This is a genomic window from Pseudarthrobacter sp. J47, assembly GCF_049810315.1.
Lineage (GTDB): Bacteria > Actinomycetota > Actinomycetes > Actinomycetales > Micrococcaceae > Arthrobacter.
In genome coordinates this window covers 347,796-363,170 of the sequence record NZ_CP187358.1, presented here as the reverse complement: position 1 = coordinate 363,170, position 15,375 = coordinate 347,796, and the positions used below count along the sequence as shown (strand labels likewise).

The 15,375-nt window shown below is 66.1% G+C and carries 12 protein-coding genes; 4 read left to right on the top strand and 8 right to left on the bottom strand.

The annotated features are described in order from the left end of the window. Positions 1-29 precede the first annotated feature (29 nt). A complete protein-coding gene (locus ACPJW8_RS01595; RefSeq protein WP_330194146.1) occupies positions 30-2,126 on the top strand; it encodes a PQQ-dependent sugar dehydrogenase in 2,097 nt (698 codons plus the stop codon). A 149-nt stretch (positions 2,127-2,275) separates the two neighbouring features. Here ACPJW8_RS01595 and ACPJW8_RS01590 read toward each other — a convergent pair whose 3' ends face one another. The 4 genes from ACPJW8_RS01590 to ACPJW8_RS01575 form a co-directional block, all read right to left on the bottom strand. Next, positions 2,276-3,496: an ROK family transcriptional regulator gene (locus ACPJW8_RS01590; protein WP_330187892.1), complete on the bottom strand. Its 1,221-nt coding sequence runs from the start codon at positions 3,494-3,496 to the stop codon at positions 2,276-2,278. Positions 3,497-3,593: 97 nt separating this feature from the next. Then, positions 3,594-4,676: a polyprenyl synthetase family protein gene (locus ACPJW8_RS01585; protein WP_330187893.1), complete on the bottom strand. Its 1,083-nt coding sequence runs from the start codon at positions 4,674-4,676 to the stop codon at positions 3,594-3,596. A gap of 68 nt (positions 4,677-4,744) precedes the next feature. After that, the gene (locus ACPJW8_RS01580; RefSeq protein ID WP_330187894.1) at positions 4,745-5,797 is read right to left on the bottom strand and encodes an ABC transporter permease; all 1,053 of its coding nucleotides are present in this window, start codon (positions 5,795-5,797) and stop codon (positions 4,745-4,747) included. Continuing rightward, a complete protein-coding gene (locus ACPJW8_RS01575) occupies positions 5,794-7,314 on the bottom strand; it encodes a sugar ABC transporter ATP-binding protein (protein WP_330187895.1) in 1,521 nt (506 codons plus the stop codon). The genes ACPJW8_RS01580 and ACPJW8_RS01575 overlap by 4 nt, the downstream gene beginning before the upstream one ends. A gap of 155 nt (positions 7,315-7,469) precedes the next feature. On the opposite strand from ACPJW8_RS01575, the gene ACPJW8_RS01570 reads away from it, so the two are divergent. Beyond that, entirely contained in the window at positions 7,470-8,513 is a 1,044-nt protein-coding gene (locus tag ACPJW8_RS01570; RefSeq protein WP_330187896.1) for a substrate-binding domain-containing protein, read from the top strand. Positions 8,514-8,613: 100 nt separating this feature from the next. After that, entirely contained in the window at positions 8,614-9,786 is a 1,173-nt protein-coding gene (locus tag ACPJW8_RS01565; RefSeq protein WP_330187897.1) for a Gfo/Idh/MocA family oxidoreductase, read from the top strand. A 6-nt stretch (positions 9,787-9,792) separates the two neighbouring features. Here the strand turns inward: ACPJW8_RS01565 and malQ are convergent, their stop codons facing one another. Continuing rightward, positions 9,793-12,006, bottom strand: coding sequence for a 4-alpha-glucanotransferase (gene malQ, locus ACPJW8_RS01560; protein ID WP_330187898.1), 2,214 nt, complete (start codon positions 12,004-12,006; stop codon positions 9,793-9,795). 242 nt (positions 12,007-12,248) lie between these two features. Between malQ and ACPJW8_RS01555 the strand changes: the two genes are divergently transcribed. Then, positions 12,249-12,698: a transferase gene (locus ACPJW8_RS01555; RefSeq protein WP_330187899.1), complete on the top strand. Its 450-nt coding sequence runs from the start codon at positions 12,249-12,251 to the stop codon at positions 12,696-12,698. Here ACPJW8_RS01555 and ACPJW8_RS01550 read toward each other — a convergent pair. Genes ACPJW8_RS01550 through ureG form a run of 3 tightly spaced genes read right to left on the bottom strand, consistent with a single transcriptional unit; the run spans position 12,666 to position 15,372 of the window. Beyond that, a complete protein-coding gene (locus ACPJW8_RS01550; protein WP_330187900.1) occupies positions 12,666-13,736 on the bottom strand; it encodes a nickel transporter in 1,071 nt (356 codons plus the stop codon). The two genes, ACPJW8_RS01555 and ACPJW8_RS01550, sit on opposite strands and share 33 nt — an antisense overlap. Next, positions 13,736-14,758 carry an urease accessory protein UreD gene (locus ACPJW8_RS01545; protein ID WP_425256396.1) on the bottom strand — a complete coding sequence of 341 codons (1,023 nt, stop codon included), beginning with the start codon at positions 14,756-14,758 and terminating at the stop codon, positions 13,736-13,738. Before ACPJW8_RS01545 ends, ACPJW8_RS01550 begins: the two co-directional genes overlap by 1 nt. Beyond that, complete coding sequence (gene ureG, locus ACPJW8_RS01540; RefSeq protein WP_330187901.1) at positions 14,755-15,372, bottom strand: urease accessory protein UreG; 618 nt, start codon at positions 15,370-15,372, stop codon at positions 14,755-14,757. The genes ACPJW8_RS01545 and ureG overlap by 4 nt, the downstream gene beginning before the upstream one ends. Positions 15,373-15,375 lie beyond the last annotated feature (3 nt).

Sequence of the window (15,375 nt, the reverse complement as noted above, 5' to 3'; positions counted from 1 at the left end):
GCTCAGCCCGACTGGGCGCAAGCCTGGCAATGGCAGCCCTGATGGCCACCTCCTTCGCCGTCGCACCGGCGCAGGCCCAGCCGGCCGTTGCCGCGGAATCCGCGCCCGCGGACTCCAGCTTCCAGAAGGTCACCCTGAACGACGGCCCCGGCGAGCCTGTAGACCTCGCGGTACTGCCCAACAACAACGTCCTGCACACCACGCGTGGCGGCGAAGTGTGGCTCAACGATGCAACAACCGGGCTCAACACCCTGGCCGCAAAGCTGGATGTGTACCAGCATGACGAGGAAGGCCTGCAGAGCATCGCGCTTGACCCCAAGTTCGGGACCAAGGGCAACAACTGGGTTTACCTTTACTACTCACCGCCACAGAACACTCCCGTGGATGATCCGGCTACCCCCGGCGTGAACGAGGGCGATGCACCCTTCAGCGGAACCGCCGCCGACTTCGAGAAGTTCAAGGGCTCCCTGAAGCTCTCACGCTTCCAGTTCAACGGCTCCACCATTGACCTGGCCACGGAGCAGGAAATCATCGAAGTGCCCGTGGACCGCGGCATCTGCTGCCACGTGGGCGGAGACATCGTCTTCGACGCCGCCGGCAACCTGTACCTCTCCACCGGTGACGACACCAACCCGTTCCAGTCCGGCGGCTACACGCCCATCGACGAGCGGCCCACCAGCAACCCGTCACTGGATGCCCAGCGCACCTCAGCCAACACCAACGACCTCCGCGGCAAGATCCTGCGCATCACGCCCCAGGCCGGCGGCGGCTACACCATCCCGGCAGGCAACCTGTTCGCAGCCGGCACTCCCCAGACGCGTCCCGAGATCTACGTGATGGGCCTGCGCAACCCGTTCCGCATCGAGCTGAACCGGAACACCGGCGAACTGTTCATGGCCGACTACTCCCCCGACGCACGCACCGCCAGCCCCTCCCGCGGCCCCGTGGGCACGGGCAAGTGGTCTGTTGTCACCGAGCCCTCCAACTTCGGCTGGCCCTACTGCGCCACCGCAGAACTCCCCTACATGGACTACGACTTCGCCACCGGCCTTTCGGGTGCAGCGTTCAACTGCGCAGCTCCCGTGAACGAGTCCCCCAACAACACCGGCCTGCGCGAACTGCCGCCGGTCAGCCAGCCGGACGTCTGGTACAACTTCGGCGCCTCCGCGGAATTCCCTGAGCTGGGCACCGGCGGCGTAGGCCCCATGGCCGGACCCGCGTACGTCTTCGATGAGAAGGCAACCAAGGGGAACGCCCCCGTTGCCTGGCCGTCCTACTACGACGGCAAGTCCTTCTTCTACGAGTGGACCCGCGACTACATCAAGGGCATGACCGTGGAGAACGGTGAGCTCGCCTCGATCGAGCACGTTGTCAGCTCCCTGGTGGTGGACAACCCCATCGACATGGAGTTCGGCCCCAACGGCGCGCTCTACGTCCTCGAATACGGTGACGGCTACTTCGGCGAAAACCCCGATGCCCAGCTTTCCCGCATCGACTACATCGGCGTCAACGGCAACCACAGCCCGGTTGCCAAGGCCTCGGGTACACCAACAGCCGGAGCAGCTCCGCTCACCGTTCAGTTCTCCAGCGCGGGCACCGTTGATCCTGACGGCGACAAGGTCCGCTACGAGTGGGACTTCCAGGGCGACGGCGTGGTTGATTCCGAGGAAGCCAACCCCACCTGGACCTACCCCGAAATCGGAAACTACACGGCCAGCGTCAAGGTCACGGACCTGGGCGGCGTCCACCGCGGCCGCCACTCCTCCGCTGAAGTGGCCGTCGAGGTTGGCAACCAGGCACCGGTTGTTCAGTTCATCAACCCGGTAGCAGGCCAGGACTTCAGGTTCGGCGACACCGTCACCTACGAAGTCCGGGTGACCGATGACCAGCCGGTCAACTGCGCACTGGTTGAGGTGACCTACATCCTGGGCCACCACACGCACGGCCACCCGCAGACCACCACCTCCGGCTGCACGGGCACCATCACCACGTCGGTCCCTGAAGGCCACGATCCCGCCGTCGACGATCTCTCCGCCGTCTTCAGCGCAACGTACACCGATGCCGGCGACGCCGCATCCGCTCCGCTGACCGGAACCGCAGAGGTAGTGCTGATGGCAGCCAGCTGATCTCCAGCTGAAGCCTCCGCCTGAAAAGAAAAAGCGGGCTCCGTTCCGGCCACGAACTGCATCAGTTCAACGCCGGGACGGGGCCCGCTTTCCTGTTGCCCGTACCCTGTTGCACGGACTTTGTTGCCCGTATTTTGGGGCCCGGCGGCCTAGGCCCGCATAAATCCAGCGGGATCCCGCAGGAGCGGCTCAAACGCGAGTTCTGCGGCACCCACCAGGATGGGGTCCTCGCCCAGCGGTGCCAGTTCAATGGCAACACTCTCCCGCGGGCCGCGCCTGCCGGGGGTCCTGACGGCATCGCCCAGGGCCTCGGGCTCGGCGCGCGCAAGGATCCTCAGGAACCCGCCCAACACGATCAGGGAGGGGTTGAGCAGGTTGACCACGCTCCTGAGCCCAATGGCTAAAAGCTGCACCTGCCTGTCAACCAGTTCGCGCAGTTCCGGCGTTGCCGAACCGTCCTGCAGCTTCTTCAGCACGGCTTCCTCGAGGTTCTCAACCTCACCGGCAGGAAGCCCGACGGCGGCAATCAGCGCCTCGCGCGTGACCTCGGCTTCCAGGCACCCTGACGACCCACAAGTGCACTCCGCACCGTCCGACCGCACGTGGGTGTGCCCCAGTTGCCCGGCAAACCCGGTGGCCCCGCGCACCAGGCGGCCGCCGCTGATCACGCCGCCGCCGATTCCGCTGGCACCGCCGTAAAGGTACACAAGGTCCGGTATGTCCCGGCCCGCGCCGAAGGTGGCCTGGGCACGCGCGCCTGCAACGGAGTCGTTCGCTGCTGTGACAGGAAGCTTCAGCGCGTCGCTGAGGAGCGCAGAGAGGGGCTGGTCGCGCCACTCCAGGTGCGGGGCCTCGATGACCGTCCCGTCCAGCGGATCCACCAGCCCGGGGATGGCAAGGCCCACGCCCACGATCCGCTGGTGGGCAGGAAGGGAGGTGCGCATGCCCGCATAAATCGCGGAGACGATATTCACGACTTCCGCGGCAGAGGGCGCACGGACCGTGTGGAAGCGGACGGGATTTACGATGTGCCCGCCCAGGGAGACCAGCGCAACGCTGACCACGTCGATGTCCGGATTGACGGCAAGCGCCAGGGCACCCGGGCCGGGCTGGATCATGATGCTGGGCCGGCCGTGCTGCTGCTCCTGGTCCAGGTCGCTCTCCACCACAAGCCCCAGCTGGACGAGTTCACCCACGAGTGCGGCGATCGTTGACCGGTTCAGCCCGGTGGCCCGGGTGAGCTGCGCACGGGAGACGCCCGCCATGGAGTGCACCAGGCCAAGGACCGTGGAGAGGTTGTGCTGCCGCGTGGAGTCGCGGTTGCTGCCAAGGTTGGTTCCGGAGACCGTGCGCCGAATGCCTTCCACCACGGGTCAGGTCCTTCCTGGTAGAGCGCGCCGGTGCCGGATTTGTTCCTTCATAGTAACGGCAGAACCGGTGCAATCTCCGTGGCGTGAAGCGAGCCCCCTACGGCGAGCCCAGGTCCTGGATCACGGCGAACAGCATGCGCTCCAGGCTCTGGCGCAGGGACTGTGGGACGCCGTCGGACTCCAGGTGCATCATCGCCAGCTGCGCGTTCTCGGTGGCGAGTTCAATGGCGTAGTTTTTGGCACCGCAGGAGACCAGTTCGGCGCGGATGGATTCGGCGTCCGCTGCGCTCATGTCAGGGGAGCCAAGGAGATCGGCTATCCGGGTCCAGCCCGGGCGCGTGGCCGCGTAGGAGAGCAGGACGGTCCGTTTGCCCTCCCGGAGGTCTCCCCAGCTGGCCTTACCCGTCCGGCTTTCCTTGCCGAAGACGCCCATAACGTCGTCAGCGATCTGGTAGGCGATCCCGGCGTAGCGGCCAAAGGACGTCAGCGCGGTAACTGCCTGTTCGGCCGCCCCGGCCAGTACAGCACCGGCCTGCAACGGAGCTTCGAAGGAGTACACGGAGGTCTTCTGGTGCGCCGTTTTGATGATGTCCTGGAGCGCGGGCATCTGCGGGGCGCGGCTGAACTCGATGTCCAGCACCTCCCCGCCGATGCTCGAGAAGATGGCATCGTCCAGGATATTGTTGAGGCGCTGGCGCACGGCGGCCGGGGATTCGATGGCACCCACCAGGCGGTAGGCGCTGGACAACGCCAGGTCCCCTGCCAGTACCCCGGCGGAGACTCCTGCGTGGTCCGCGGCACGGGCTGGCGCACCCGAACGCACTGCCCGGCTCCGGTAATGGCCTGACACGTTGGGTATGCCGCGCCGCATGAAGTCGCGGTCAATAACGTCGTCGTGGATCAGCAGCGCCGTGTGCAGGAGTTCATACGAGGCCGCGAGCTGCACAGCGCTGGTGAAATCCGTGCCGCCCAACCCGCGGTAGGCCAGCATGACCAGCCGCGGGCGGGACCGTTTCCCGCCCGCGGCTGCCCGTTCCAGTGCTTCCCAGAGGCCCAGGTAGCCGGCATTCACGGCGACGGCCCGCAGCTTCGACTCGCTGAAGAACCGCTGGAGCTCATCCTCCACCAGCCCGACGTCCGCCTTGCCGTTGAGCGCCTGGTCAATGTTCAGGGAGTTCACTGGGCCGCCTTCGCTGCGTCGTCCTGGTTTGGGGTGGGCCGGTGCTTTATCTGTCCGGGCCGGTGGCGCTAGCTTTTGCCGCGGTGTGAGCTGCGGGAAGCGAAGCGCTGCTGCAGCATCACGGCGACGACCAGGATCAGGCCCTTGGCGAGCGCCTGAACCGAGGTGTCCAGGTTGTTCTGCGTGAAGACGTTGGTCAGGGTGGCGAACAGCAGCACACCAAGGACGGTGCCCATGATGGTGCCGCGCCCGCCGATCAGCAGGGTGCCACCCACAACGACGGCGGCAATCGCGTCGAGTTCGTAGTAGAGGCCGTGCGTTGACGTTCCGGCGGTGGTGCGGCCCATCATCATCAGGCCCGCAATGCCAACCGTGAGTCCGGCCAGCGCGTACAGGTAGACCATGTGGCGCTTGACCTTGATGCCGGCAAGCCTGGAAGCTTCCAGGTTGCCGCCGATCGCGATGGTGCGGCGGCCAAACGTGGTGCGGTTCAGCAGGAACCACCCGGCCACCGCAACGATGACGAAGATCCAGATGAGGATGGGAATGCCCAGCAGATCCGAACGCATCACGCGCAGGAAGTCGCGGTTGGAAATGATCTGGGTGCTGCGGCCCGAGATGAGTTCCGCCAGGCCGCGGGCGGCCACCATCATGGCCAGGGTAGCGATGAACGCCACCACCTTGCCGTAGGCGATCACCACGCCGTTGATCAGGCCGGCCCCGGCGCCAACAGCCAATGCAATCACAACCAGCAGGAGCCACGAGGACTGCGTGGCCGCCAGCTGAACGCTGGCGAGGCTGGCAATCACCGTGGTCAGGCCCATCACGGAACCAACGGAGAGATCGATGCCGCCTGCCGTGATGACAAAGGTGACGCCGATGCTGATCACGCCGATGATCGAGGCGAGCCGGAGGATCGTCAGCATGTTCTCGAAGTTCATAAAGCGGTCACCGCCGGTGACCGCACCCACCACGATCAGCAGGGCAAGCGCAATGACCAGGCCCAGGCTGCGTCCGGCGGAACCCTTCAGGAAGTCCTGGAACGGATTGGTCTTTGTGGTGGTGTGCCCGGCCGGCGTATTAACGGGCGGTTCAGCCACCTTGGTGTTCTGCTCGCTCACGCGGCACTTCCCTTCATAACGAGGTCGAGCACTCCGTGCTCGGTTATATCGCTTGCTTTGGTTTGGGTGAGGACCTGGCCGTCATTGATGACGAGTACTTCGTCAGCAAGGCCCAGGACCTCTTCGATTTCGCTGGAGACGACGATGATCGCCGTTCCGGCGGCCGCGAGTTTGCGGATCAGGGCGTAGATTTCCGCCCGCGCGCCCACGTCCACGCCGCGGGTGGGTTCATCCAGCAGCAGCACGGGTGTTCCGTGGACCAGCCACCGCGCCAGGAGGATCTTTTGTTGATTTCCACCGGAAAGGGTGCGGGCGGGCCGGTCCGGATCGGCCGGCCGCAGCTCCAGCGCCACGATCTGCTCGCGGGAGGCCTTCCGCTCGGCCGACTCGTTCAACACACCTGCCTTGGCAAAGCGCTCGAACGTGGCCAGCGTGACGTTCTTATAGATGGGCTCGTCCAGGATGAGCCCCTGGCTCTTGCGCTCTTCCGGCGAAAGCCCGATTCCCGCGTTCACCGCAGCAGTGACCGAGCCAGGCCGGAGGACCTTGCCCTTGACGGAGACCTTTCCAGACGACGCCTTGCGCGCACCGTAGATGGTCTCCAGGATCTCTGAGCGTTTGGAGCCCACCAGCCCGGCGAACCCAATGATCTCGCCGGCGCGGACCGTGAAGCTGACCTTGTTGAACTCCCCTGCGACTTCCAGGTCCTGGACATCGAGCACCACAGGTGCGTCAGCCGGGACCGGAACGCGCGGCGGGAAGACGTTCTCGACGTCGCGCCCTGTCATCAAACGGATGAGCTCCGCCTTCGGGGTGTCAGTGACATTGAGGCCGTTCGCAGTGCTGCGGCCGTCCTTGATCACAGAGATCCTGTCCCCGATCTGGCGGATCTCTTCAAGCCGGTGGGAGATATAGACGACGGCGATGCCCTGGGCGGTGAGTTCGCGTACCACCCGGAACAGGTTGGCCACTTCGCCGGAGTCCAGGATGGCGCTGGGCTCATCCATGATGATCATCTTGGTGTCCCGGGACAGTGCACGGGCCATGCTGACGATCTGTTTATTGGCGGCGGACAGCGTTCCGACTTCACGCGAGGGCGAAAGGTTGCCGTGGCCCAGCCGCTTCAGGAGCGTGCGGGCGATCGCGTTGGCCTTCTTTACGTGGAGTACACCGCCGGTGGCCCGTTCGTGGCCGAGGAAGATGTTCTCCGCGATGGAGAGCCCGTCCACGACGTCGAGTTCCTGGTACATGGTGGCGATGCCGAGGTCCAGTGCGGCGGTGGGGCCGGGGATGCTGATCTCCTCGCCCTCCCAGCGGATGACGCCGCCGTCAGGCCGGTGGACGCCGGAAAGGGTCTTGATGAGGGTGGATTTCCCGGCTCCGTTCTGGCCCATAACGCAGTGGACTTCCCCGGGAAGAACCTGCAGATCGACGCCTTTGAGCGCCTGGACACCAGCGAAATGCTTGGTAAGTCCCGTGACTTCTAGCAACGGCCGTGGCTGATCTTCTTCGAACATGCGACGAACCTAACACATTATGTCGGCGATCGGTATAAAGTCGTCGATTTCTCTTGATCTTCTGTTATTGTGATTGCAGTCACGCAGAGTAGCGGGCATGAAAAGAGCATGCTGCACCAGGCGAAGACGCACTTTAACTCATTGAGGAGATAGACATGCTTGCAGTTCGCACGGGCCGGAAGATGCTCGTCACCACCGCTGCCTTTCTTGCTGTCGGCGCCCTTGTTGCCGGGTGTACAGAAGGCGGCAGCGACACCAACGTCCAGCCCACCAACGCATCGGTTGAAGGCAACCAGGCCGAGGGTGACACCGTAGTCATCGGCTTCTCGGGCCCCGCCGCAGACCACGGCTGGCTCGGCGCCATCAACTCGGCAGCCATTGCCGAGGCCAAGAAGTACGGGGACATCGACCTCCGCGTTGCCGAGGGCACCAACGATGCCAACCTGCAGATCAGCCAGGTGGAGCAGTTCATCAACGACAAGGTGGACGCGATTGTCCTCCTGCCCACCGATGGCGCCGCCCTCACCCCCGTGGCCACCCAGGCCATGGAAGCCGGCATTCCCGTCATCAACGTTGACCGCGAGTTCTCCAGCTCCTTCGCCGCCCGCGCCACCATCCTGGGCGACAACTACGGAATGGGCGTCAGCGCCGGTACCTACATCTGCGAGCAGCTAGGGGACAAGAAGGACGCCGTCGTCGCGGAAATCGCCGGCATCGACTCCCTGCCCCTGACCCAGGACCGCAGCAAGGGCTTCGCTGACGCGCTGGAGTCCTGCGGCCTGGACGTCGACAACCGCGTAGCTGCCGACTTCACCGTCCAGGGCGGCGAGGCGGCAACGTCCCAGCTCCTGTCCGCTGCCCCCAAGATCGACGCCATCTGGAACCACGACGACGACCAGGGCATCGGCGTCCTGGCCGCCATCGGCAACGCGGACCGCAGCGAATTCATCATGGTGGGCGGCGGCGGTTCAGCCAATGCCATGCGTGAGATCCAGTCCGGCGAAAGCGTCCTCAAGGCCACCGTCATCTACCCGGCCACCCAGGCCGCGGACGGCGTCCGGCTGGCCCGCCTGGTAGCCCAGGACAAGGCCCTGAGCGACCTGGTGGAAATCGAGGTTCCCAAGCGGATCGTTCTGAACGCACCGGTAGTCACCGGCGACAACGTTGAGAAGTACCTGCCCACGGCCTTCGAGTCCTAGGACCGCAGCACGGTGGGGCGCCCTGTCACTGGCAGGGCGCCCCACCTTTTCCAACCGTATTTCTACCGCCGCTTTCTACCGCCGCCGGATTTGAGGAAACATGCTTACTGACGTACCACCCCTGAAGGTTGCCCTGATCGGACACGGGTTTATGGGTGCCGCCCATTCCCAGGGATGGCGGGTTGCGCCGCGGTTCCATAACCTTCCCGCCCGGCCTGAGATGACCCTGCTTGTGGGGCGCAATGCGCAGGGCGTGGAGGAATCGGCGCGGCAATGGGGTTGGGAAGAAACAGCAACGGACTGGCGGGAGGCGATCGCCCGGGACGACATCGACGTCATCGACATCGTCACCCCCGGCGGCTCGCACGCGGAGATTGCGATTGCCGCGCTCGAGGCAGGCAAGCATGTCCTCTGCGAGAAACCACTGGCCAATACCCTCGAGGAAGCCGAGGCGATGGCGGCGGCCGCGGACCGGGCCGGCAATAACGTCTTTGCCATGGTCGGCTTCACGTACCGCCGCGTCCCTGCCGCAACGTTCGCGAGGGACCTGGTGCGGGCCGGGGCGATCGGCGACATCCGCCAGGTGCGGGCTGCCTACCTGCAGGACTGGCTGGTGGATGCAGAAGCCCCGCTGACCTGGCGGCTGCAGAAAGAGCACGCCGGATCAGGTGCGCTGGGAGACCTCGGCGCACATGCCGTGGACCTCGCCCAGTTCATCACCGGCCAGAAGATCACCGGCGTCAGCGGCATCCTGAACACCTTCGTCCACGAACGCCCGCTCCTTGGCGCAACGTCAGGGCTCTCCGGCACGGCCGCAGCCGGACGCGGCGACGTCACAGTGGATGACCTGGCCCTGTTCAGCGGCCGTTTCGACGGCGGCGCCGTGGGCTCCTTCGAGGCCACCCGGATGTCCACCGGACGCAAGAACGCCCTGCGTCTTGAGGTGGCCGGCTCCACGGGCGCCATCTCCTTCGACCTGGAGAACATGAATTCCCTGGGTTTCTACGACGCCACGGCCGCCGAAACGCGCCAGGGATTCACCAACATCATGGTCACCGAACCCGCCCACCCCTATATGTCCGCCTGGTGGCCCACCGGGCACATGCTCGGCTACGAACACGGCTTCTCGCACCAGGCCAAGGACTTCGTCGAGGCCATTGCGCAGGGCCGCCAGCCGGAGCCGTCCTTTGCCGACGGCCTGCAGGTGCAGAAGGTCCTCCACTCGGTGGAACAGAGCGCCGCGGCGGACAGCGTCTGGACCAAAACCATCTAGCTCGGGTCAGGTGGCGCGGGGCTTGCGGAGGGAACTTTCGACGGCGGCCAGCAGGCGGTTGAAGCGGGGGTTTTCCGGCAGATCGTCCAGCAGGACCGGTTTGCCGTCCGGGCCGGCCAGCGGGATCTGCCAGTTCGGGTAGAGGGCTTCGGTGGTGCCGGGCTGGTTCTGGACGCGCCGCTCGCCCACGGCATCCACCAGCGCCACGCCCAACAGGACCGACGGCGTCTGGGCCAGGAGCACGTGCAGCGCCTCGATGGTGGCTTCTTCACCGGCCGCCGCCCCGTCAGGAAGCAGGCCCCGGTCCTCGAGCAGGTCCAGCATTTTGGCCATCGTGGCGTTGTGGTCCAGCCGCTCGTCAGCCTCGGAGCGTTCCAGCAGGCCCAGCTGGCTGCGCAGTGCCACGTGGTCTCCGGCGAGATAGCCGGCGGTAGGCGGAAGATCGTGCGTATTCACGCTGGCGAGCGCCTCCACCCGGTACTTTTCGGGCGGCAGGGGAGCATCGGCGTCGTTCTCAAACCACAGGATGGACGTTCCCAGGATCCCGCGGCTGGCAAGGTAATCCTGCACCCACGGTTCGAAGAGGCCCAGGTCCTCGCCGATCACCACGGCACCCGCGCGGTGGGCTTCGAGGGCCAGCACCCCGATCAGGGCGTGGTGGTCGTAGCGGACATAAGCGCCATCGGCCGGTGAATTGCCGGCCGGCACCCACCAGAGCCGGAAAAGGCCCAGGACATGGTCCACCCGGATCCCGCCTGCGTGGCGCAGGACGGTGCCGAGCATGTCGCGGAACGGGCGGTAGCCGGCGTCGGCCAGCCTCTCCGGGTGCCACGGCGGCTGGCCCCAGTCCTGGCCCTGCTGGTTGTACATGTCCGGCGGCGCCCCCACACTGACCCCGGGCGTGAGGACGTTACGGAGGGTCCAGGCGTCGGCGCTGCTGTGGTCCACGCCCACGGCCAGATCATGGACAACACCGAGCCGCATCCCGGACCGTTTGGCCGCCTGCTGCGCTCCCTCCAGCTGCTCGTCGCAGATCCACTGCAGCCACGTATGGAACCCGATGCGTTCCGCCAGCTCTGCCCGCCGGGCCTCCGCGCGCTCCGAGCCAATCGCGGATTTCGGCTTCCGCCAGAAACTGTCCCCGGCCGGAGTGTCCTCGCGGATGGCGGACCACAGGGCAAAGTCGGCCAGTCCCTGGCCGGCCTCCCGGCGGAATGCGTCCAACGCTGCCTGGCGGGCCGGTGAGAGCGGCACCTTGAAGACCTGCGCCAGGGCTTCCAGCTTGGCGGCGTAGGAAGCATTGCGGTCCAGCCTGCGGGCGTCCCCGTTCAGCCGGCTGATGGAAGCCAGGAGCTGGTCCACCTTGGCCCGCTTCCGGGGCTTCAGGTACGCGAACTCCGGGATCGTCTCCACCCGGATGTACAGCGGATTGAAGAACCGCCGGCTGGACGGCGAGTACGGCGATGCCTGCAGCGGCGGAACCGGCTCGGCGGCGTGCAGCGGATTGACCAGGACGTAGTCGGCGCCGCGGCTGCCGCTGATGGCAGCCAGGTCCGCGAGGTCCGCGAAATCGCCAATGCCCCAGGAGCGTTTGGACCGGACCGAGTACAGCTGGGCTGCCAGTCCCCAGCCGCGGCGTTCATGCAGCGGGGCCGCCGTCTCCAGCCGGGCCGGAACCACAATCAACGCGGCCTGCGCGCTGTGGTCGCCCGACTCAGCAATCAGCGTGTGGTAGCCCAACGGCAGGTCTGCCGGCACCGCGAACGTGGCGCGTCCCACGAGGTGACCGTCGACGTCGGCCGGCGGCACCCACACGTCCTGCTGTTCGGCGTCGGACACTTCCCCGTCCTCGCGTTCAATCCTGAGGCGGGCGGGGCTGCCGTGCGGAACGTGGACGGGAACAGTTGCCGCCTCGCCCTCGCTGACCACCACCGTGGGCGGCAGCATCCGGCGCCACGGTGCCAGTTCGGCGTCGCGGAGGGCGGCCTGGATGAGTTCGTCGGTGCCGGCCTCGACGCCCAGCGCTGCGAGTACCTTGACCAGGGTGGCGTCCGCTACCGTTTGGCGGATATCGCCCCAGCCCAGGAAGGACGTGCCCACCCCGTGCGCCGCAGCCAGCTGATGGAGGGGCGTCAGGTCAGCCTCCGCCGCTGCCGCTTGGGCGGCCGGCGCCTCAGTCCGCGCTTCGGGGAAGGTTTCCTGATGGTCTGGGGTGTTCATGGACGTCCGCCTCGTCTGTGATTGGCCAGAACTGATGTTGCTGTCGATTATTGCAGTGCACCCCCGCCGAGCGGCGAGCAGATGACGCTTTGGCTCAACGTAAGCGTCATTATCCCGCCGCTCGCGGAGCCTGCTGACTGTCACAATCCTGCAGCCACCTGCGACGACGGCACTAAGGCGGGAATCCTCCGCACCCCTGCGTCGTTAACCCTGATGAACCACACGTTGAGTGAAGGAACAGAATGAGCAGGAAGTTTGAGTCTGTAGAGGACGACGCCGGCAAGGTCACCCGCTACGTCCGGCACCACAACGGCGGCGGCCTCGTGGCACCGGCCGCCAGCGTCGCCGATTCCGTGCGCATCGGTGCCATGACCTACGTGGAACCCGGCGCCGTGATCGCCGCCGGCACGCGCATTGGCCACGGCAGCTGGATCGACCGCGGCGCCCATATTGGCGGGCATTCGGTGATCGGCGACGCCGTCCACGTGGGCAACGCCGTCACCATCGGCAACCGGGTACGCATCGGCAGCCACGCCAGGATCGGGGCCGGCGCCGTCATTGGCCACGGCGCGAGGGTACACGCGGACGCGATCGTGCCTGACGGCGCCCGGATTATGGCCGAGCCGCCACGCCGCCGCGAACCTGCCGGCAAGCGCCCGTCAACGCGGAAGCAGCACGGCCTGGCGGCGTAGGGCCAGGTGGGTGGCTCCCCAGACTGCCAGCAGCAGGCCCACCAGGAGCAGGCCCGCGTGGCCCAGGTCGATCGAACCCAGCCAGGTGGTGAGCGGGTCTTCCAGCCGGAAGGCCTCGTGAAGCAGCCCGCCCAAGGTGATCACGGCGATGAACAGCGCGGACACGGCGGAAATCCCGGTGACCATGGCGTTGAATCCGAGCTTCCGCAGCGGATCGTCCAGCGCGGATCGGTACATCCGCAGCATCACAATGCCGTTGACCGAATCGCACAGGGTCATCGCCGCCGTGAACGCGAGGGGCAGCGCGAGCAACGCTAGTGGTGACACCCCGGCGAGGGACGCCGCCGTCGTCATCACCAGCAGCCCGATGGTGGTGGCCGTATCGAACCCCAGTCCGAACAGGAAGCCGATCACGTAGATGTTCCGCGGCCGGCGCACGCGGGAGAGCGGCCGGGCCAGCAGGCGGGCCACCAGTCCTTTCGCTTCAAGATCGTCGACGCCGATGCTGCCGCCACCGCGCGCGCTCCGGTACACCCCGGCCGCACGCAGGAACGCCGAACCGTTGTACAGGCCCATCGCCAGCAGGAACAGCCCGGAAACGCCGCTGCCGATCAGCCCCAGCACCAGGTTCCCCGTGGTGCCGTCCTCCATAAACTGCCCCACGGCACCAGCGCCGGCGATCACCAGGACGCCCGCCAGGATCACCACCGAACTGTGCCCCAGGCTGAACGCAAACCCCACACTCACCGGATCCTGCCGCTGCGCCACGAACTTCCGGGTGGAGTTGTCGATCGCGGCCAGGTGGTCCCAGTCGTAACTGTGTTTCACGCCAGCAAGGTACGCGGTGAGCACCAGCCCCAGCGCGATCGGCGTTGCGCTTGGAATCCCGCCGGACATGCCCAGTACAAGGAGCACGACGGCGGCAATATGGAATGCGGCCACGGCGCCGAAGGTGAACAGCAGCCGGGTCCGGAAGGGCAGGTGCTCCCGGCCGCGGTACAGCGAGGCCAGGCCAGTCAATGAGGTGGGTTGGCTCATCAGTACTTCCTCAGGTTCAGTGGCTGCTGCCCGTACCAGCGGTTCCGGAGTAAGGCCGTACATTCGCCGAGCAACCGGTTCAGCCCGCCCGTGCTGTTGGACAATGCCCGGAGCATCAGGCCGGTGGTTCCGGCCACCGTCCGGGTGAGCGAAATGCCCGAGTGGGCAGGATGTCCGGCGGTGAGCTGGTGCAGGTCGTCGGCGAGCGCCTGGTCCACTCTGGGGTCCACCACCAGCAGGGAGCCCAGGTGGCTGAAACCCTCCATAAATCCCATGCCGGTGACATCGTCCGGGGAACCCGGGTTTGGCCGGATCAGTACGTTATCCAGGACCAAAAGTTCCTGCTCCCCCGGCGCGGTTTCCACCCGGACCTCGCTGCGCAGCCGCAGTTCTTCATACCGGAACGCGGCACCTTCGGGCGACCATCCCGGAGTCACCACCTCGGCACTGACCAGGCTCGACGTCGGGTGCACAGTGATGTGCGAGTTCTGCCGGTAGCTGGCCTCCCGGTAAGCAATCAGCTGGTCCGGCAGCAGCTCCAGCCGGGCCTCCTCCCCCAGCCGCACGCTCATCCGCTGCTCAGCGAACGAGCCCGGCGTCCTGTACACCTTGGTGGCCGACTGCGTGGTTAACAGCAGGTCAGCCCCTGCTTCGACCTCAACATCGATGACGTAAAGGTCGGCCCCCAGATAGGCACCGCCAGGGTTGACGACCACGTAGCAAACCTGGCCGGACTCGTCGAGATAATGCGGCCGCAGGACCCGCAACGCCCCCTGATGGAACTGGTGCGTGGCGAAGGACCTGCCGCCGCGCCCGCCGATGCGCAGGGCGAGCTCGCCCCGGGGAGACGCCGGTGATTGAGCCTGTCGAAATCCGACCGCCGGTGATTGAGCCTGTCGAAATCCGACCGCCGGTGATTGAGCCTGTCGAAATCCGGTCTCGACAAGCTCGACCACCGAGGATGGGGGCTCGACCACCGGGGATGGGGTCTCGACAGGCTCGACCACCAACTCCGTGCTCATTGCGCCAGGTCGAGCATCAGGACGTCGCGGCGCACCCACTCGATGACGGCGTCGAGGCCTTCGTCGGTTTTGAGGTTGGTGAAGCAGAACGGCTTGGTGCCCCTGAACTCGCGGGAGTCCCGCTCCATGACCGACAGGTCCGCCCCAACATGCGGCGCGAGGTCGGTTTTGTTGATGATGAACAGGTCCGATTTGATCATGCCCTGGCCGGCCTTGCGCGGGATTTTCTCGCCCTGGGCAACGTCGATGATGTAGATGGAGAAGTCCACCAGTTCGGGGCTGAACGTGGCGGAGAGGTTGTCGCCGCCGGACTCCACGAAGATCACCTGCAGGTCCGGGTGCCGCGCCTTGAGCTCCTCGATCGCTGCCGTGTTCATGGACGTGTCCTCGCGGATGGCCGTGTGCGGGCAGCCGCCGGTTTCGACGCCGATGATCCTGTCCACGGGCAGGATCCCGTTGGCGGCCAGTATCTTGGCGTCCTCGATCGTGTAGATGTCGTTGGTGATCGCGGCCATGGAGATGTCTCCGCTCATGTGCCGGGTGAGCCGCTCCACCAGCTGGGTTTTGCCCGCGCCAACGGGCCCGCCGATGCCGATCTTGATGGGTTCAGACATGTT